The sequence below is a fragment of the Rhodospirillales bacterium genome (assembly GCA_014323865.1).
Lineage (GTDB): Bacteria > Pseudomonadota > Alphaproteobacteria > SP197 > SP197 > SP197.
On the sequence record JACONG010000001.1, the window covers coordinates 40,491 to 60,167 of the forward strand.

Sequence of the window (19,677 nt, forward strand, 5' to 3'; positions counted from 1 at the left end):
TAAACCGTCCGTGCCAGGAAATCGCCCGCCTGCCGCCGATTTGAAGACGGCCGGTCGAATCCGCCTCGCCTATTGGCCCCGGGACGTCGCCAGCCAGTCTTCGAAGGCCTGCTGCGCGGCCGCACGCTGGTCGTCACTCATCGCCTGGCTCAGCGCGGCAAGGTTGGCGGCGGCAATCGGATCACCGGCCCGGGCCGCCAGGCTGAACCAGCGATAGGCGCTCTCGGGATCGGCTGGCTCGCTGCTGGCCAGGATGTATCCCAGAATGGACATCGCGTCGGTCGATCCGGCGTCAGCCGCGTCCAGAAGATAGCGGCGGGCCAGATCGGGGTCAGCCGCCCCGCCCCTGCCCTCAAGCAGCATCATGGCGAGCCTGACCTGCGCCATGGCATGGCCCTGCTCTGCGGCCTCGGTGTACCAGTGCCGCGCTTCGGCCGGTGCGGCGGCGGCGTGGACCCCGCTCTCGAGCGCATAAGCGAGAAGGAACTGCGCCTCCGCATTGCCCGCGGCAGCTTCCTCGCGATACCACGCCATCGCTTCGCCGTAGGTCTCCGGCACCTCACCGGCGGACGACGGCGAGGCAAACGCCACCATGAGCGCACAGGCAACAGCCGCGAGAGCGCGACAAGTGAAACTGTCGATCGGTTTCGACATCATCAATCCGAAACGATGAACCCCCAGAATGACCGCTCCGGCGGCAGCCCGCCCGGCTTCCTGTCGAACGGTCGCGCGCACCCTAGAACAAGTCGATGGGTAACGGAATTGCGCCGATCCCGTGACAACACGACAACACGGGATGTTTGTGGGATTTCTGGGGGATTTCTGGGGGATCAGATCGACAGCTCTGCGATCAGGGCGCGGGCGGCTTCATCCAGGCTCATCTCGCCCGACCGCATCGCGGCCGTCAGGGCATCGAGATGTCTGCTGCCGCCGATCGCCTCGGCCACAAGGGCTGCGGCACGACCGGAGAGCTGGTGCCTGAGGCGGCGTTCGGCCCCTGACGCGCGAACCCCGTCGGCGCGCCCGGCACGATCGGCGATTCCATCGGCAAGCCCGCCGATGCCCTCACGCCGCACCGCCGATGTCCGCAGAATATCGGGCGTCTCGGCGCCTCTGCAGGATGCCGCGCTGCGCAGAGCCGCCTCGGTCGCACCGGCCTGTGGCAGGTCCGCCTTGTTGACGACGATGATGTCGGCAATCTCGAGAAGACCCGCCTTGGCGGCCTGAACATCGTCACCGGCGCCAGGCGTCCAGACCACGACACGGACATCGGCGAGGTCGGTGACCTCAACTTCGGACTGCCCCACGCCTACGGTTTCGACAACAACGACATCACGCCCGGACGCGTCCATCACGTTGACCACGGCACAGGCCGAAGGGGCCAGACCGCCCAGATGGCCACGCGATGCGATGCTGCGGACGAAAACATCGCGGTCCCCGGCATGGCTCAGCATGCGAATCCTGTCGCCGAGCAATGCCCCGCCGGTGAGCGGACTGGAAGGATCGACCGCCAGAACGCCGACCGACAGATCCCTTCGGCGCAGCTCCTCGACATAGGCAGCGACCAGGGTCGACTTGCCGGCACCGGGCGCACCGGTGAACCCCACGACCATTGCCCTGCCCGCCAGACCGTGTGCTGCCTGAACAATCGCCGGTGCGTCAGGCCCGTCGTTCTCGACAGCCGTGATGGCACGCGCGAGATCGGCCCTCTGGCCCCGCGAGAGCGCGTCGCTCCAGCGGGTCACGTGATCGGTCGGGGGTGTGGTCATGGCGGGCGCGGAGCATAGCGACGTCGGAGACGGCAGCAAGCGGACACGGCTTGATCGGTCGGGACGAACGAAGCACCATCGCCGCCGTGCGCACGACCAATCTCCTTGAGCTTCAACGACTGAGCGGCCAGGACAACGGTTTTCCGCCGGTTGAAGAGGTATCGCTGAGCTTTGCGCCGGGGCAATCCCATTTTCTGATGGGCACATCCGACAGCGGGAGTGGAAGTCTGTTGCGCCTGATCGCGGGCTTCGGCACCGCCGCATCGGGCCATGTGCTCTACAACGGCCACGATCTCAGCGGCATTCCACCACGACGGCGGCCGTTTACACTTCTGACGGCGCGTGATGCGCTGTTTCCGCACATGACGGTCAGCAGGAACGTGTCCTACGGGCTCAACACGCGCGATCTGGAGCGCAGCGAACTGGACCATCGAATCGAGTCCGTTCTGCATCTCGCCGGCATCGACGGCCGCGGCGACGCGATGCCGGACGACCTGACGGCAGGCGAACGACAACAGGTTGCGCTCGCCCGGGCACTCGCCGTGGAACCGCTCGTTCTGCTGATGGACGAGGCGCTCAGCTACGTCGATCCCGCGGCAGTTGGACGCATCATGACCGGCCTGCGATCCCTCCGGAAAGATGTCGGTTTCACCCTGATCACGGCGACGGCGGACGGTGCCCTTGCGATGGCTTTCGCCGATCGTATCGTTGTCATGCGTGAGGGCCGGATCGTCGAGCAGGGTTCGCCGCGCATGCTGTACGATTCGCCGCGCAGCGCCCTGACCGCACGCCTGACCGGTCCCGCCAACCTGATTCCCGGTCATGTCCTGCGCGATCTGCCGCGCCACGACGTGAGCAAGCAGACTCGGGACGCCGCAAAGGCCGGTGACCGTCGTGCACTGCTGGTGCGGCCGGACACGCTTGACCTGCATCTTGTCCAGCCCGACGCCCCGGCGATCGTGGGACATGTCGCAAGCCTGGCCTATTCGCCCGCAGGGATGGCCGCTCACATCCGCATCGACGGCATGCCCGAAACACTGATCGCCCGCGTCGACACACCAAGGCTTGATCCCGATGACTTGCCCGAAGGGCGCCGGGTGTGGTGTACGTGGGCGGACGAGTTGGCACGCGTGGTGCCGCTCGATCCGGAAATTGATCTGGAAACGGGGCCGGCGACGGCTGCAAACAACTGACGGGGCTTCGTGATGCGTGACGGCAAGACTATTGCCTTCTTTCCCGAGGGGGCTTTCGGGCCCGCGCTGAATTCCGTGGGCATCGCCCAGGTCTGTCGCGAGATGGGCCACAACCCGGTGTTCATCGCCGACCGGGGTTTCGGTGGCGTGTTCGAGGGCTACGGCTTCGAAGAGCATCTGATCTCGATGTCCGAGCCCATGGAGCCCGAAGCCATGGCGCGTTACTGGGTCGACTTCATCAACGGCCAGATCCCGAACTTCCGGACCCCGCCGATCGAGCAGGTCTCGACCTACATCAAGGCCTGCTGGGAGGCGATCATCGATACGGCGCTGTGGGCCGAGAAGGATCTCCCGGCGACGCTCGACAAGATCAAGCCCGATCTGATCTGCGTCGACAACGTGGTCCTGTTCCCGGCCACCAAGCGCTACGGCGTGCCCTGGGTCCGCATCATCTCGTGCAGCGAGAACGAGATCGAGGATCCCGACATTCCGCCCCATCTTTCCGGCTGCCGCGAGAATGACCACGCCTGTTTCGCCACCTATCGCGAAACATTCGATCGCGAGATCGGGCCGATCCATGCCCGGTTCAACGCGTTCCTGAAGGCGTGCGGCGAGGAACCCTACCCGCTCGGCCAGTTCTTCGAGGCCTCGCCCTATCTCAACCTGCTGCACTATCCGAAGCCGCTGGCGTTCAACCGGCGTCATCCCCTCGACCCCGAGACGTTCGTCTATCTCGAAGGCTGCATCCGCAAGGAGAAGCCCTACGAGCTGCCACAGTTCAAGGCGCACAATGACAAGCCCCTGCTCTACGTCAGCTTCGGCAGCCTCGGGTCGGGCGACACCGACCTGATGAAGCGCCTGATGGCCGCGCTCGGCAACCTGTCCTGCCGCGTTCTGGTCAATGTCGGCGACTACGGCGATGCCTATGACAACATCCCCGACAATTGCCATGTCGAGAGCTGGTACCCGCAGCCAAGCGTGATCGAACAGGTCGACGCGGTGATCCATCATGGCGGCAACAACAGCTTCAACGAATGTCTCTATTTCGGGAAGCCGGCGCTGATCATGCCCTACTGCTGGGACGGCCACGACAACGCCACCCATATCGACGAACGCGGCTACGGCATTGCCCAGGAGCGCTACGTCTGGACCGACGCCGATATCGCCGGTCACGTCGAGCGCATGATGACCGATGCGGACATGAAGGCCCGCCTCGAGGCCTTGAGCAGGCACATGCAGGCGGAGAACGGCACACGCAAGGGCGCCGAAGCGCTCGACGCTCTGCTGAAGAAGACTTCCCTATGAGCGCGCCCACGGTTTCCCTCTTCAAGGCAGCGGCCACGCTTGCCGATCAGGCGCTGGCCGACTGGGGTCCGGTCCCTGAACCATCAGGCGACACTGTGTCCCACACCTCGGGGCGCACGCTGATCGGCGGCGGCGGAACCTTCCCGGAGGCAGGCTACTGGCGCTGTACGCCCGGAACATGGCGTTGCGAGGTGGGACGAGCCGAGTTCTGCCAGTTTCTTGAGGGCGAATGCATCTACACGAGCGACAGCGGCGAGGTAATCGAGATCAGAGGCGGCGACACAGCCTGGTTTCCGGCCGGCTGGAACGGCCGCTGCGAGGTGCGGCAGACAGTCGCGAAAACATACGTCATCCTGTGAAGCCGATCACGGCGCGGCGGCGACGGGCGACCTGAATCGGAACGGTCCTGTGCCGGACCGGCACGCGGGTTCCCGATGAGCGGGGGACCAAAGGCAATGGCCCCGTGTCATGCCAGTCACCGGAATCGACGGGCCCATGTCTTTGTCAGGCCAGATTCCCCGGATCGATAATCGATAGATAAAGGTATCAACCGTCACACAGACATGTCCCTTTGCTTGTGACACGTTAACCTCACGTTCATGGACTGCCACCGGATACTTCTATCGGAAACGGCTTCCGGCTGATCAGGGAGACTGCCATGCCCCGCCCGATTCGGGTTCTTGTCGTTGCTCTTGCGATGTCGGTTGCCGCGCCCGCCTGGTCGCAGACCATTGAGGAGGCGGTCGGCCTCCAAGACGGCGGCGATCACGAGGCGGCGTTCGAAGCCTTCTCTGCCCGGGCCGCCGACGACAACCCGTTCGACGTGCCGGTCGACCCTTGGGACACTGGCGAGGTCCCGAAGGGCGTCCTGAACGAAGACATCATCGCGCGACTGGAAACGGTGCTGGCCGAACGCGCAACCGCCGTCAGCCTGGTCGAAACCGACGCATCGGTGGACGAGTCCGGGTTGGCGGCCTATCTGCGCGGCCAGATCGACAGCTTCATGTCCAGCATGAACGGGCTCCTCGGTGAGGAAGGCGGAGACCTTCACTACGTGACCGGGATCGAGGAGGACGATGCTGGCAACATCACCGCACGCGTGCGCGACATCGAAGTCTCGGGTCCCGACTCCAGCTGGGAAATCGGTGATGCTGTCATGACACTCAGGCCCGTCGGCGACGACCGCTACATGGTGGCCGTGGCCCTTCCCCGGACAACCAGCTTCCTCGACGGTCGTGGCCGACAGGTCGGCGGCACCGAGATCGGCAGCCAACGTCTCGAAGGCACCATGGTTCCGAGTATCGACATGTGGTCCCAAGCGGTGGGACTCTACACCGACCTTCGCATCTGGAGCGACGTTCCCGGTGAGGGCCAGGTCGATGTTGTCATGGACAGCGCGGCGCTCGACATTGATCTCAGCGAGGACGCGAACCAGAAATGGAGCGGCCCCGGTTCGATCACGGTGGAGGGCATTACGGCCCGCCTCGAAGGCATGGAACTGATGCGTTTGGGGCAGCTCGACACGGGTTTTTCCTACGCGGGCTGGGACTTGATCTTCTTTGCGGCCATCGACGAGCAGATAGACGAGCTTCAGGCCGGCATCGCAGACGGCTTGATCCCGGACGGGGACATCGAGATGCACGCCACCGGGATCCTCGATCTCGTGATGGGCATGGCCGAAGACCGCGCGCCGGTTGCCGAGGCCTTCTCAATGGCCGCGACGGTGACCGACCTCTTCTTCCAGGACCCCGACAGCGGTGAAACGGTTGCGATCGCCAGCCTGAACTTCGGTATGGGCATGGACGGGCTCGACGGCAATGCATCGTCGCTGTTCATCGAATACGGTCACGACGGTCTCGATGTCCCGGTGCCGGGTCCGAAGGCCGATCTCGTGCCGCACATGTTCGACATGCGCATCAGCCTGAACGACCTTCCGTTGCAGGACGCCACGGCGATGATGCTCGAAATGCTCGGGGGCGCGATGGAGGATCCGGAGGCTTTCGAGGAGCAGGCCCGGATGGCGCTCGGCTTCATGGCGCTCGGTCTGCAGCAGCGCATGGTACAGTCCGGCAGCAATGTCCGGATCGAAAGGTTGTCGTATGAGAGCCCGGCGCTCAGCGCCGATCTCGTGGCCGACATCGTCGCGTCCGACCAGTCACCGAACATGGCCGTTGGCACGGCGCGACTGGAGGTCGTCGGCCTCGACGACTTGATGAAGCGCATGGAAGAGCAGGCCGCCCGGGGTCATGCCGAGGCCCGGGATGCGGCGCAGGAGGCCGCCCGGAGCCTGGCCATGATGCAGGCCATGGGTGAGCGCCTCGACGACGGCGGCACCGTGCGCCACATCTACGATGTCGAACTCGCACCGGACGGCACCGTCCTGCTCAACGGCAACGACATGGGCCCGCTGATTGGCGGCATGATGCAGTAAGCCAGGGCGACGGCATCGCCGTCGCGACCGGTTCGCTGGACCGGCTCTCATCCGGCGTTGCAAGCCATGGTGGTGGTCAACACGGTCAAGGGGCACGAAAACCGGTGAAGGGGTCCCGGCAAGCGAGGAGACGGCCTTTCTGTGGCACCGGCGGGCGGCCAATCACGACCACACCGAAGCCCGATACCGATGGGCAAAATTATATTTTTTTTCGGGATTGAAAAAAAGTTTTTAGCGACATATACTACATATCCGCACACAATAGTGCTTGTTGACCAGAGAAGGAGAGTCAAGACTCATGGAAAATACGGATCCTGTGGTGAAGTTCCTCACCGAGATTGGCGTGGAACTCAATAATGGACAGAAGCAGGCAGTCACCGGAAGTCTTTGCCTGAAGAAGAGCGAGACACTTTACTTCGAAGCTGTAGTCAGGGAGATGCCTGCCAGCACCAGGCTGCCTCGTCAGGCGGAAGTTTGCTTCAAAGCCCTCGCCAAAGCGGAAAGTCCATTGGATTTAGAGCAGTGGGGGGTCGCTGCAACCAAAGAAGGCCTGAAGACGAAACAGGATCCCGCAGACGTCTGCAGATTCTACAAGCAGTGGCTCATCAACGTCGGCCTGATCCAGCCGGTCATCTCGGGGGGTGCGTCGTTGCCGCGTCCGAAGAAAAAAGGCAAGATGGCTTACTTCGAAGCTGTAGACGAGGCCGTCCTTGCGGAGGCGTTCGAGGTCGTCGAGAGCAAGGGGCCTTACTTCGAAGCTGCAGTCAGGGAGATGCCTGCCAGCACCAGGCTGCCTCGTCAGGCGGAAGTTTGCTTCACGGCCCTCACCAAGGCGACGAGTCCGTTGGACTTCGAGCAGTGGGCGCAGGCTGCGCTGGCCGAGGGTCTGGACACCGAGCAGGAACCCGTCCGCATCTGCGCGTACTATAAGAAAAGACTCATCGACGAGGGCTTGATCCGGCAGGTCAAGCAGGCCTTCAAAGCTGCAGTCAAGGATATTCCTGCCAACGTGAAACTGCCGCCACAAGCGGTAAACTGCTTCACGGCCCTCGCCAAAGCGAAAGGTCCGTTGGACTACGAGCAGTGGGCGCAGGCTGCGCTGGCCGAGGGTCTGTACACCACGCAGGAACCCGTTCGCATCTGCAAGTACTACAAGAAGAGGCTCATCGATAAGGGCTTGATCCGAAAGGTCATCTTAAGGGACCCGTCGTTACCGTGTCTGAAGAAGAAGGGTAAGCCGCCTTACTTCGAAGCTATAGTCGAGGAGATTCCTGCAGGCATCCATCTTCCTCTACAGGCGGAAGTTTGCTTCAAAGCCCTCGCCAAAGCGAAAGGTCCGTTGGACTACGAGCAGTGGGCGCAGGCTGCTGTTGAAGAAGGGCTCATCACCACGCATGAACCCGTCCTCATCTGCAAGTACTACAAGAAGAGGCTCATCGATAAGGGCTTGATCCGAGAGGTAGAGTATAGGGCGCGCGTGCCCTGTTTGTGAACCTGCTCAATGCCGGCGGCCTTCCCACCGGCGCTGTCCTGCTCAGGCATGCCATACGCCTGGATCTGCTCGCGGACCTCACCACGGAGGCTCGCGTGCGGGCAATGGTCGACTGACCGGAGGATGCAAGAGCGTGCAAAACAGGTCACGCCGGTTCAGGCGATGGGCAAACGCATCGAAGCTGATGGGGACGTGCTGCACCGGCACAACGTCGAGCGGACTCCGGAGGGCGACATCCTCCCCCCAACGGCAACGATATCGGCCCGCTTATGCACCGCGCCATGGACTCAGACATCGCCATGGATCAGACATCGAAGATCACTCCAGAGCGGTGGCACCCATCCGCGCCTCCCGCGCCCGCACCGCCTCGCGGTGGAAGACGTAGATACCCGAGCCGGCGATGATCGCCGCGCCGAGCAGCGTAGGCCAGTCGGGCACGTCACCGAACACGATCAGGCCGGCAATGATGGCGAGCACCATGTGGCTGAAGGTGAAGGGTGCCAGGGCCGAGACCGGCGCATTGCGGTAGGCCAGCACGAGGCAGAAGTGGCCCGCCATGGCGAAGCCGCCGACCAGCACCAGCATGGCCCAGTCAACCGCGCCCAGCGGCGACCACACCCCGGGCACCGTGAGCACCACGATGCTCATCACCACGACACCGGCCATGTTGTTGAAGGCGATCGAGGTCTGGGCGCTGTCGTAACGGTTCACCAGACGGGTCAGCACGTTGTAGATCGCCGCCACCAGCGCCACGCCGAGCGGCAGGAAGTAGGCCCAGTGGCGCTCCTCGAAGCCGGGGCGCAGGACGACCAGCACGCCGATGAATCCCACCAGGATCGCCATCCAGCGCCGGATGCCGACCTTCTCACCCAGCACGGGGATGGCGAGCGCGGTGGTGATGAACGGCGCAGCGAAGCCGATGGCCACGGCATCCGCCAGCGGGATGTAACTGACGGTGATGAAGAAACCGCAGGTCATTGAGACCAGCAGGATCGAACGCACGACCTGCAGGCCGGGCCGCCTGGTGACAAGGGCCGTGCGCCACGCGCGCGGCCGGATGAGCAGGGGCAGCAGCAGCACGGAGAAAAGGTACCGGCCCCAGGCAACCTGAAGCGGCGGATGGGCCTCGGTCATCAGCTTGGCCGTGGTGTCGAGCGAGACGAAGAAGAAGATCGAAAGCAGGATCAGAACGATCCCGCGCGGAATGTTGTCCACGGTCCGTCCCGGAGGTTCGGCAACCCCGTTATAGGCCATCGCCGCCGCGGACGCACCGGTCATCGCCCGGCGATTGCAGACCCGTCGGAATCGCGCGACCCTGGCGCGAGGGATCGGTTAGGACAGGCGATGAGCAGCGATTGCGACGAAGGCCAAGCCGGGCTCGTGGGCTTCGGACAGGACGAGGGCGACGGCAACGGCGTCACGCCAACATGTTGCCGGCCGATATCCGGATCGACCGGGAGCTGCCGCGCGACCGCATCGTGCTGAACGTCTCGCGCGAGTGTCTGCTCTTCGCTGCGCCCATCGCCCATGGCGGCAGTGGCTGGTGCGATGCGGACGGCAGACTTCACGCCCGTTATGGCACCGACCATCCCCGCGTCGATGCGATCCGTCCCGACGGTCCCGACGGTTACCCGGGACTGGCCTGCAACACGCCCGACCTGATGCCCATGATACGCTGCCTGGTGGGGCTGCTTCAGCATGCTTGAGCGCCTGCCATGACCAATGACGACAGCACGACACAACCGCACGATGCCAGTGTCTTCGAAACCGGGCCGCACGAGACGCCGACCCTGACGCCGCAGCAGATCTGGCGCAGCATCGGGGCGGTGACAGCAAGTGCCTTCGCGGCCTCGCTGACCTTCTCGATCTGCATGCCGCTGCTGTCGCTGATCCTCGAGGATCGCGGCACTCCGAGCTGGCTGATCGGTCTCAACAATGCCGCTCAGCCGGCAGGCCTGCTGATCTTCACATTGATCCTGCCCAGGGTGGTGCAGCGTCTGGGCACCATGCGCGCGCTCTATCTGGGCTTTGTCCTGATGATCATGTCGATCGCGCTCCTGCCCGTGTTCGACAACGTCTGGGCCTGGTTCCCCCTGCGCTTCATCATGGGAATCGGCATCGCGATCCACTGGGTCGTCAGCGAGACCTGGATCAACACGCTGATCGACAACCGCATCCGCGGGCGGGTGATGGGGATCTACGTGACCGCCTTGTCGGCAGGTTACCTGGCGGGCCTCCCCGTCCTGCTGTTCGTCGGGACCGAAGGCACCACGCACTTCTTCATCGTCGTCGCTGCGCTTGCCATCGGGGTGCTGCCGATCCTGCTGGCGCGCGATCTGGCCCCGCACATCACGACCCACGAGGGATTCGGCATCATCGCCGCGATCAGGCGCGCACCCGCCACGATGTTTGCGGCGCTGACCGATGGCCTGGTGCTCGGCGCCCTGTTCGTCTTCTTCCTGATCTACGTCGAGCGCCAGGGCTTTCTGCAGGAGACAGCGATCACCATGCTGATCGTCATGTCGACCGGCAACGTGATGCTGCAGTATCCGGTCGGCATGATTGCCGACCGGTTTGACCGCCGGATTCTGCTGATCATCTTCGCCGCGCTGATCTCGGTCTGCACGGCGATCTTCCCCATGGTGCTGCACGACGATGTGCTGCTCTGGCCCCTGCTGTTCTTCTGGGGCGGTATCATGGGCGGAATTTACACCTGCGGCCTGGCGCATGTCGGCCAGCGCTTCCGCAGGCAAGAACTGTCCGCTGCAAACGCCACGTTCGTCTCGGTTTACGAACTGGGCCACCTGATCGGGCCGCCGGCGGCCGGCTTTGCCATGGCGCTCTGGGATCCCCACGGCCTGATCGTCTTCTGTGTCACCGGCGGCCTGCTCTTCGCCGTCATTGCCACGGTGAGGCACCTCGGGCTTCGCGGCACCGACAGCGACTGAGCCTGCGACTGAGCCTCGCGATTCGTCCCGAGGCGGATCGACGGGCCGGTCCGTCCTCTGGTCGGGTTGATTGCCAGAGGTTCGGAATTGGTTGCGCACCCGGCACCGGATGCACACAGATCGCCGGGCACCGCCGGGTTGTTCGGGTTTCTGGCAATTGATCTGGAATTGATATTATTGTGCTGGACCTTCCAATTCATCCGGACATAAGCTTAACTCACTGACGGGTCGTTCATAAAGGCCCGCACTTCATCAGGCTTCATCAAGGGAGAAGGTCCCCATGAAATCTCTAAAGGTACTTGGTCTGGCAGCTGGCGCTGCCATGTTCGCCAGCCAGGCGATGGCTGGTGCGACGCTTGATGCGGTCATGGACCGCGGTGCCGTGCGTTGCGGCGTCGCTGGCACCCTGGCCGGCTTCTCCATTCCGGACAGCCAGGGCGTCATGCAGGGCCTGGACGCGGACGTCTGCCGCGCCGTGGCCGCCGCTGTCCTCGGCGACGCCAATGCCGTTGAGTTCGTGCCGCTCAGCCCCCAGCAGCGTTTCACCGCCCTGCAGTCGGGCGAGGTCGACATGCTTTCGCGTAACACGACCTGGACGCTGACCCGCGACACCGCGCTCGGCCTCAACTTCACCAATGTCACGTTCTACGACGGTCAGGGCTTCATGGTTCCGACCGCGCTCGGCGTCAGCTCGGCCTACGAGCTCAACGGTGCCGCCGTCTGCGTGCAGACCGGCACCACGACCGAGAAGAACCTTACGGACTTCTTCCGTGCCAACAACATGTCGTTTGACCCTGTGGTCTTCGAGGGCTTCGAAGAGTCCGTCACCGCCTTCGTCAGCGGCCGTTGCGATGTCTACACGACGGACGCCTCGGGCCTCGCCTCGATCCGCGTCTCGAACGTCGAGAATCCTGACGACTACGTGATCCTGCCCGAGATCATCTCCAAGGAGCCGCTCGGCCCGGTCACCCGTAACGACGACGACGAGTGGTTCGACGTCGTGAAGTGGACTGTCTTCGCCCTGCTGCAGGCCGAAGAGTTCGGCATCGACTCATCGAACGTCGACGATCACCTGTCGAGCGACGATCCCGGCATCCAGCGCCTGCTCGGCGTTTCGCTCGGCATGGGTGAGAACATGAAGATCAACGAGAAATGGGCCTACAACGCGATCGCGCAGGTGGGCAACTACAGCGAGATCTTCGAGCGTCATGTCGGCAAGAACACGCCGCTTGGTTTCGAGCGTGGCGTCAACGCGCTCTGGACCGACGGCGGTCTGATGTACGCGCCGCCGATCCGCTGATCGGATCCCGGGTTGAACCGCCGCCCGGTGTGACTCCGGGCGGCGGTTTGACTTTGGGGACATCATGGCCAGCTATTCGGGCGAGTCCGAAGACCTGAAGCCGGCGAAAGCCGTCTTCTGGAACGACCCCAGGGTCCGCGCCATTTTCTGGCAGATCGTGGCGGTCATCTGTGTGGTGGCGGTCTTCGGTTATCTGATACACAACACGATCGAAAACCTCGAGCGCCAGAATATCGCGTCGGGATTCGGCTTCTTCGAGATGGAAGCCGGTTTCGCCATCGGCGAAGGGCTGATCGAGTATTCCTCCGCCGACACCTATCTCCGCGCAATCACCGTCGGCCTGCTGAACACAGTCAAGGTCGCTGCGATCGGCATCGTCTTCGCGACCATCATCGGCACCATGGTCGGCATCGCCCGGCTGTCGCCGAACTGGATCGTGGCGCGGCTTTCGACCGTCTACATCGAGATCCTGCGCAACATCCCGCTGCTTCTGCAGCTCTTCTTCTGGTACGCGCTGATCGTCGAGGTGCTCCCCAGGGCCAAGGAGGCCTATGGGCCGTTCCTCGGCGTCTACCTGTCGAACCGCGGCTTCAATGTCCCGATGCCCAACCACTATGGTTATCTCGGCGTGCTGGCCGGACTGGTCATCGGCTTGGCGGTCTTTGTCTGGCTCTATCGGCGCAACAAGAAGATCCACGACCAGACCGGTGACGTGAAACCCACCTTCGCCCCGGGTATCGGCCTCGTCGCGGGGCTCATGATCGTCGGCTGGTTTGCCGGCGGCGTACCGACCAGCTTCGACATGCCGGAACTGGGAAACTTCTCGTTCTCGGGCGGCGGCGAGGTCACGGCCGAATTCCTCGCTCTCTGGCTCGGCCTGACGCTCTACACGGCAGCGTTCATCGCCGAGATTGTCCGAAGCGGCATTCTCGCGGTCACCAGGGGCCAATGGGAGGCGGCCGGCTCGCTCGGGCTGCGTCGCGGGCAGATCCTGCGTTTCGTGGTTCTGCCCCAGGCACTCAGGGTCATCATTCCGCCCACCACGAGCCAATACCTGAACCTTACCAAGAACAGCTCGCTCGCCGTTGCGATCGGATATCCCGACATCGTCTCCACGGCGAACACGACAATCAACCAGACCGGGCAGGCCATCGAGGGCATCGCCATCATCATGGGGGTCTACCTGACCCTGAGCCTTTCGATCTCGCTGTTCATGAACTGGTACAACAAGAAAATATCACTGGTGGAGCGATGACATGACGGATTCCACCGCAAACACACAAACCGGGTGGGAAAGCCCGCCCAAGAGCGAGGTCGGCGTTATCGGCTGGATGCGCAAGAACCTGTTCTCGAACTGGTTCAACAGCTTCCTGACGATCCTGGCGATCTACCTCCTGGTCACGACGATCCCCGGGATCATCCAGTGGGCGTTCATCGACTCGATCTGGGGCGACAACTCGCCCGACATCTGTCGCGAGGCGCAGGGCGCGTGCTGGTCGTTCATCTACGAAAAGCATCGCTTCATCCTGTTCGGCGTCTACACGTTCGACGAACACTGGCGTCCGCTGGTGGCGATGATCATCTTCCTGTTCCTGATCTTCGCGAGCTGTCTGAAGCCCGTCTGGCGTCTGGGCTGGTGGATCCTGGCAGGCTGGGGCATTGGTCTGGTCTTCGTCGGGATCTTCATGTGGGGTGGCGTGTTCGGCATGACCTACGTCGACCAGAGCCAGTGGGGCGGCCTGCCGCTGACACTGTTTCTGGCGACCTTCGGCACCATCTTCGCCTTCCCGATCGGTATCTTCCTGGCGCTCGGCCGGCGCTCGAAGATGCCGATCATCCGGTCGTTCAGTGTCGCCTACATCGAGCTGATCCGCGGCGTGCCGCTGATCTCGATCCTGTTCATGGCCTCGGTGATGTTCCCGCTGTTCCTGCCCGCAGGCGTGTCGATCGACAAGCTGCTGCGTGCGCAGGTGGGCATCATCCTGTTCGGCGGGGCCTATGCCGCGGAAATCATTCGTGGCGGTTTGCAGGCCATCCCGCGCGGCCAGTACGAGGCCGCGGACGCCATGGGACTGACCTACTGGCAATCCATGCTCAGGATCATCCTGCCCCAGGCGCTCAGGATCACGATTCCGCCGATGGTCAACGGCTTCATCGGTGGGTTCAAGGACACCTCGCTGGTGGTCATCATCGGTCTCTTCGACCTGCTGATGACGAGTCGCGTGGCCTTCCAGGACATCAACTGGCGCCCCTTCTTCGTCGAGGGATACCTGTTCTGCGCCATGATCTACTTCTGCTTCTGCTTCTTCATGTCGCGTTATTCGATGTGGCTGGAGAAGGACCTGTCCAGGGGTCACAACCATTAGGGAGATGAGGCATGGCTAACGCACGAGAGGCCGCCACGCCCAACCTGGGTGTCGCCGTCGAACTGCGGCATCTGCACAAGTGGTACGGGGACTTCCACGTCCTCAAGGACATCAACCTCACCGTCCGCCAGGGCGAGAAGGTGGTGGTCTGCGGGCCCTCTGGCTCGGGCAAATCGACCATGATCCGGTGCATCAACCGGCTGGAGGAACACCAGCGCGGGCACCTGTTCGTGGAAGGCCTGGAGCTGACCAACGACCTCAAGCAGATCGAGGCGATCCGCAAGGAGGTCGGCATGGTGTTCCAGCACTTCAACCTTTTCCCGCACATGACCGTGCTCGACAACCTCATCCTGGGTCCGACCTGGGTGCGCAAGGTGCCGCGCAATGAGGCGATCGACACCGCCATGATGTATCTGGAGCGCGTGAAGATCCCCGAACAGGTCAACAAGTATCCCGGCCAGCTCTCGGGCGGTCAGCAGCAGCGCGTGGCAATCGCCCGCTCGCTCTGCATGAAACCCAAGATCATGCTGTTCGACGAACCCACCAGCGCGCTCGATCCGGAGATGATCAAGGAGGTGCTCGACGTCATGGTCGAGCTCGCCAACGAGGGTATGACCATGATCTGCGTGACCCACGAGATGGGCTTCGCGCGTACCGTGGGCGACACCATGGTGTTCATGGATCAGGGTGAGATCGTCGAGATGGAGGAGCCCGAAGAGTTCTTCGCCAATCCGAAGAACGAGCGGACCCAACTCTTCCTGAGCCAGATCCTCTCGCACTGATTCCGGATCATCACCGGCAGTTGATTCGTTTGGGGCGGTGGTCTGAAAGCCAGAGTGCCGCCGGACGCGTTTCGACGAGGGCCGCTACCCGGTCGTCAAGCGCGACGGCACCTGCTGTTGGATGCAGGAGAGCCCGGCCACGCTGCATCCCTTCACGGTGATCGAAGGCGATATCACGGCTCGATAGGGGTCGCGCGCCGCTGTGGTGACAGGACGTCGAGCACTCCCGCGCCGACGATCAGCACAGCGCCGATCAGGACGTTGAGGCCCATCACCTCATCGGTCAGCAGCGCTGCCGAGACGACGCCGAACAGCACCTCCGACAGCATCAGAATGCCGACCAGGCCGGGCGAGAGCCAACGGGCACCCCAGAAGTTCATCCACATGCTCGGGACGACCCAGACCGCAGCGGCAACAGCCGCCCAGGGCAAGGCATCGAGCCAGGCAGACGGCGCAGGCGCACCCACCGCCGCAATGGCAGGAATCTGAGCCAGCGCCACGGCGGCCACCGCACCTGCCAGCGACTGCACGAAGACCTTTTCAAAATCCGGCAGGGCCGATGTCATGCGCATTCCGACAATGGCGAGCGCAAAAAGCACGCTCGATGCCAGCGTCATCCATTCCTGCCAGGTCGTGGGCCATGGCGCGGCGTTGCCGTCGCCCGACAACACGACCAGCAGTCCGCCGAAACTGAGCGCGATGGCGCCCAGGCGCGGCAGTGTGATCGCTTCGCCCAGCAGGAGCCTGCCTGCGAGCGTAGTCCAGATCGGCAAGGTGTAGAAGATCAGAACCGTGCGTGCGACGTCGCCGTAGATCAGCGCATCCATGTACATCACGGCAGACAGGCCCGCGGTCGAGGCGACGAGCCACAAGCGCAGGTTCCGAAGGCGACGGCGACGAGCGATCGCGACGGGCAACATCAGAACGACCGCCGCAGCGAAGATGATGGCCGGTGCATAACCTGCGGTGATGCCAACACCATCGAGCCAGCGGCTCGGAATCCACAAGGTTCCCCAGATGGCTGCCGCACCGAGGATGGCGGCGACCGGAAAAGTACGGGTTCGGGGGGCGTTGGCAGTCATGACGCCGCAACCTTTCCCCAATCGGATCACCGGTCAACGCCCGCCCGCATGGACGCCGCTGGGCCGCACGCCTACGATTCTCCCGTCACGCCCCCGGGAGGCCGCCTGATGAACACACAGCGTCGTTTGCTCTCTTCTCTCGCGGCCGCCCGGCTGGCGCGCGAGGACGGTTTTCATCCGCTCAGGCTGACCTTCCGGCAGGGGCTGGGCGGCGCTTGGCATCCTGCTGGCCGGTATGGCGCTGGTACAGAAACAGCGTGTGGTGCGGGACCAGATCCGGTCGGACGAAGCGGAGGATGCGTTCCTTGTGGGTCATGGCCATGCGAGATGTTCCCTTTCGGGTGCGCAGACCAGGTGTCGGATGCGGTGACAACAAAGGCTCGATTCCGGCTGGGCTTTTCTTCATAGTCCGGCGTCCCGCGCCCCGCTCGCCTACCCTTTCCCGGAGACAGACCTTGGCCTTGACGCTCGGCATCGACACCGGCGGCACCTATACCGATGCGGTGCTGTTCGACACCGAACGCGGCGTGCTGACCGGTGCGAAAGCGCTGACCACCAAGCACGACCTGACCATCGGCGTGGCCGAAGCCGTCGACAAGGTGATCGACGAGCATGCCGCAGACATCGCGCTGGTCTCTATCTCCACCACGCTGGCGACCAATGCCATCGTCGAAGGCCAGGGCAGTCCGGCCGCGCTGATCCTGGTCGGCCATGCGCCGGCCGATGCGACCCGGCCCGATCTGACACGTGCGCTGGGCGGCGATCCCGTCATTGCCGTCCACGGCGGGCATGACGCCATGGGTGAGGAACGCGCCCCGCTCGATCTCGACACGGTCAGAGCCGAGGCTGACAAGGTGCGTGGCCGCGTTTCCGCCTTTGCCGTCTCCTCGCTCTTTGCCGTGCGCAATCCCGAACACGAGATCGCGGTGCGCGACATGCTGCGCGAGACGACCGGGCTGCCGGTCTCCTGCGCCCACAGCCTGAGTTCGGAGCTCGACGCACCGCGCCGTGCCCTGACCGCTCTGCTCAACGCCCGGCTGATCCCGCTCATCCAGGGCCTGATCGTCGCCGTGCGCGACCTCATGGAAGAGCGTGGCGTCGCCGCCCCCATCATGGTGGTCAAGGGCGACGGCTCGCTGATCGATGCCGCAACGGCGCTGGAATCGCCGGTCGAGACCATTCTCTCCGGTCCGGCTGCCAGCGTGGTAGGCGCTCACCATCTCTCCTCCCGCGACGACGCCTTTGTCTCCGATATTGGCGGTACGACGACCGACATTGCTCTGGTGCGCGACGGCCGCCCTCTGCTCGACCCGCAGGGTGCCTATGTCGGTGGCTATCGCACCATGGTGCGCGCGGTGGCCGTGCACACCTCCGGCCTCGGGGGCGACAGCGAGGTTCGACTGGACGACCGTGGCTGCATTCAGGTCGGCCCCCGACGGGCGGTACCGCTGGCACTCCTGACCTCGCGCTTTCCCGAGACGATGGCGGTGCTGGAAGCCCAGATGGAGCGTGGTTGGCCCGCCGAGTACGATGGCATCTTCGTGCTGCGCCAGCGGTCGCTCGACACCGATCTCTCGGAGCTCACGCGGCCCCAACGCCGTCTTTGGGAGCAACTGGCCGACGGCCCCGTCGGGATGGACGAACTTTATCGCGACCAGTCGCCCAAGCTGCCGCTGGAACGGCTGCTCGACCGCGGGCTGGTGATCCTCTCGCGTTACACGCCATCCGACGCCTCCCATGTCTTGGGACTGCACGGATCCTGGAACGCCGAGGCTTCGGCGATCGGCGCGCGTCTCTGGGTGCGCTGGTGGAGCATCACCGGTCACAACGCGCCCGAGGACCCGGCCGACTTCGCCACGCTGGTGGTCAACGCCACGAACACGGCGACCACCCGGGCGCTGCTGGAAGCAGCGGCGGCCGAACGACACAGGCTGGCCCTGCCCACGGGGCGCGCGGCCGCGGCCCTGCTGGCCCCGGCGCTTGAGGGCCGTGAAAGCGACCTCTTCGACATCGGCATCCACTTCAAACGCCCGGTGGTGGCCGTCGGCGCACCCGCTGAGACCTACTATCCCGAAATCGGCCGCAGGCTTCACACCGAAGCGGTCGTCCCGCCGCACGCCGATGTCTGCAACGCCGTCGGCGCAGTCGCCGGCGGCGTAGCCCAACGGGTCGATGCGCTGATCACGGCACCCCAGGAGGGCCTTTACCGTTGTCACCTGTCCGAAGGCATCGCCGACTTCGAGGACCTCGAGGAAGCGGCCAAGCATACGGAGACCGACGTGAGCCTGCGCGCACGGCTGGCCGCCGAACAGATCGGTGCCGACGACATCGCCGTACAAATCGAGCGTCACGACGAGATCGTCGCCGGCAAGGACGGCAGCAGGCTCTTCATCGAAAGCCGGATCTCGGCGCTGGCGACCGGACGACCGGCGTTGGCGACCTCCTGATTCCGACTTGACTCCCGGGACGTTCCGCCACATATGGGAGAAAGAGAACCAAATCGGTTCTGTTTCGCGAGATCCAGGACATCCCATGATCAGCCAAGACATCCCATGATCAGATTGAGCCGGATGGCCGACTACGGCGTTGTCGTCATGACCTACCTTGCGTGGCGCCGTCAGGAGAACCAGACCGCCCATCAGGTGGCCGCAGGCACGGGCCTGTCGGAGGCAACCGTCGGCAAACTGCTGAAGGTCTTTGCTAGGGGCTGCCTGCTGGAGAGCCACCGCGGCGCACGCGGCGGCTACGAGTTGACGCGCAAGCCCGAGGAGATTTCCATCGCCGAAATCGTCCAGGCCGTGGACGGCCCCATTGCGCTGACGCTCTGCGTCGACGAGCACCCGGGCAGCTGCAATGTCGAGTCGCTGTGTCCCATGCGCGGCGGCTGGAACCAGATCAACACGGCACTGCGCGAAGCCTTCGAGGACGTGTCGCTTGCCGCCATGGCCTTCCCCACCGTGACAGAGATTGCCGAGTGCAGCGATGCGCCGGCCGCCAGCCAGTAGGAGC

18 protein-coding genes are annotated in these 19,677 nt (G+C 64.0%); 13 read left to right on the top strand and 5 right to left on the bottom strand.

Translation table 11 applies throughout. From position 1 onward, the window contains the following. Positions 1–69: 69 nt before the first annotated feature. On the bottom strand, positions 70–654 hold the full coding sequence (locus GDA49_00185) for a sel1 repeat family protein (GenBank protein MBC6438842.1): 585 nt from the start codon (positions 652–654) through the stop codon (positions 70–72). Positions 655–830: 176 nt separating this feature from the next. Beyond that, positions 831–1,769, bottom strand: a complete 939-nt coding sequence (gene meaB, locus GDA49_00190; GenBank protein MBC6438843.1) for a methylmalonyl Co-A mutase-associated GTPase MeaB — start codon at positions 1,767–1,769, stop codon at positions 831–833. 50 nt (positions 1,770–1,819) lie between these two features. On the opposite strand from meaB, the gene GDA49_00195 reads away from it, so the two are divergent. The 5 genes from GDA49_00195 (at position 1,820) to GDA49_00215 (ending at position 8,190) form a co-directional block, all read left to right on the top strand. After that, positions 1,820–2,962 (top strand): ABC transporter ATP-binding protein, encoded by a 1,143-nt coding sequence (locus GDA49_00195; protein MBC6438844.1) that lies wholly within the window; start codon positions 1,820–1,822, stop codon positions 2,960–2,962. Positions 2,963–2,974: 12 nt separating this feature from the next. After that, positions 2,975–4,267: a glycosyltransferase gene (locus GDA49_00200; protein ID MBC6438845.1), complete on the top strand. Its 1,293-nt coding sequence runs from the start codon at positions 2,975–2,977 to the stop codon at positions 4,265–4,267. Continuing rightward, positions 4,264–4,626 carry a cupin domain-containing protein gene (locus tag GDA49_00205; GenBank protein ID MBC6438846.1) on the top strand — a complete coding sequence of 121 codons (363 nt, stop codon included), beginning with the start codon at positions 4,264–4,266 and terminating at the stop codon, positions 4,624–4,626. The genes GDA49_00200 and GDA49_00205 overlap by 4 nt, the downstream gene beginning before the upstream one ends. 299 nt (positions 4,627–4,925) lie before the next feature. After that, entirely contained in the window at positions 4,926–6,698 is a 1,773-nt protein-coding gene (locus GDA49_00210; protein MBC6438847.1) for a hypothetical protein, read from the top strand. 298 nt (positions 6,699–6,996) lie between these two features. Beyond that, positions 6,997–8,190 carry a hypothetical protein gene (locus GDA49_00215; protein ID MBC6438848.1) on the top strand — a complete coding sequence of 398 codons (1,194 nt, stop codon included), beginning with the start codon at positions 6,997–6,999 and terminating at the stop codon, positions 8,188–8,190. 318 nt (positions 8,191–8,508) lie between these two features. Here the strand turns inward: GDA49_00215 and GDA49_00220 are convergent, their stop codons facing one another. Next, positions 8,509–9,405, bottom strand: coding sequence for a DMT family transporter (locus GDA49_00220; GenBank protein ID MBC6438849.1), 897 nt, complete (start codon positions 9,403–9,405; stop codon positions 8,509–8,511). A gap of 212 nt (positions 9,406–9,617) precedes the next feature. On the opposite strand from GDA49_00220, the gene GDA49_00225 reads away from it, so the two are divergent. The 6 genes from GDA49_00225 (at position 9,618) to GDA49_00250 (ending at position 15,586) form a co-directional block, all read left to right on the top strand. Beyond that, on the top strand, positions 9,618–9,896 hold the full coding sequence (locus GDA49_00225; protein ID MBC6438850.1) for a hypothetical protein: 279 nt from the start codon (positions 9,618–9,620) through the stop codon (positions 9,894–9,896). A gap of 9 nt (positions 9,897–9,905) precedes the next feature. After that, positions 9,906–11,138, top strand: a complete 1,233-nt coding sequence (locus GDA49_00230) for an MFS transporter (GenBank protein MBC6438851.1) — start codon at positions 9,906–9,908, stop codon at positions 11,136–11,138. A 280-nt stretch (positions 11,139–11,418) separates the two neighbouring features. Continuing rightward, on the top strand, positions 11,419–12,438 hold the full coding sequence (locus tag GDA49_00235; GenBank protein ID MBC6438852.1) for an amino acid ABC transporter substrate-binding protein: 1,020 nt from the start codon (positions 11,419–11,421) through the stop codon (positions 12,436–12,438). A 64-nt stretch (positions 12,439–12,502) separates the two neighbouring features. Then, positions 12,503–13,693, top strand: coding sequence for an amino acid ABC transporter permease (locus tag GDA49_00240; protein MBC6438853.1), 1,191 nt, complete (start codon positions 12,503–12,505; stop codon positions 13,691–13,693). Between the two features lies 1 nt (position 13,694). After that, positions 13,695–14,804, top strand: a complete 1,110-nt coding sequence (locus tag GDA49_00245; GenBank protein MBC6438854.1) for an amino acid ABC transporter permease — start codon at positions 13,695–13,697, stop codon at positions 14,802–14,804. An 11-nt stretch (positions 14,805–14,815) separates the two neighbouring features. Then, positions 14,816–15,586, top strand: coding sequence for an amino acid ABC transporter ATP-binding protein (locus GDA49_00250; GenBank protein MBC6438855.1), 771 nt, complete (start codon positions 14,816–14,818; stop codon positions 15,584–15,586). A gap of 173 nt (positions 15,587–15,759) precedes the next feature. Here GDA49_00250 and GDA49_00255 read toward each other — a convergent pair whose 3' ends face one another. Together GDA49_00255 and GDA49_00260 are read right to left on the bottom strand one after the other, a co-directional pair. Continuing rightward, a complete protein-coding gene (locus GDA49_00255; protein MBC6438856.1) occupies positions 15,760–16,668 on the bottom strand; it encodes a DMT family transporter in 909 nt (302 codons plus the stop codon). Between the two features lie 181 nt (positions 16,669–16,849). Beyond that, the gene (locus GDA49_00260; protein MBC6438857.1) at positions 16,850–16,990 is read right to left on the bottom strand and encodes a hypothetical protein; all 141 of its coding nucleotides are present in this window, start codon (positions 16,988–16,990) and stop codon (positions 16,850–16,852) included. A gap of 133 nt (positions 16,991–17,123) precedes the next feature. Here GDA49_00260 and GDA49_00265 point away from each other — a divergent pair, with 133 nt between their 5' ends. Both GDA49_00265 and GDA49_00270 read left to right on the top strand, forming a co-directional pair. Then, entirely contained in the window at positions 17,124–19,115 is a 1,992-nt protein-coding gene (locus GDA49_00265) for a hydantoinase/oxoprolinase family protein (GenBank protein MBC6438858.1), read from the top strand. 105 nt (positions 19,116–19,220) lie between these two features. Beyond that, positions 19,221–19,673 carry an SUF system Fe-S cluster assembly regulator gene (locus GDA49_00270; GenBank protein MBC6438859.1) on the top strand — a complete coding sequence of 151 codons (453 nt, stop codon included), beginning with the start codon at positions 19,221–19,223 and terminating at the stop codon, positions 19,671–19,673. Positions 19,674–19,677: the final 4 nt, after the last annotated feature.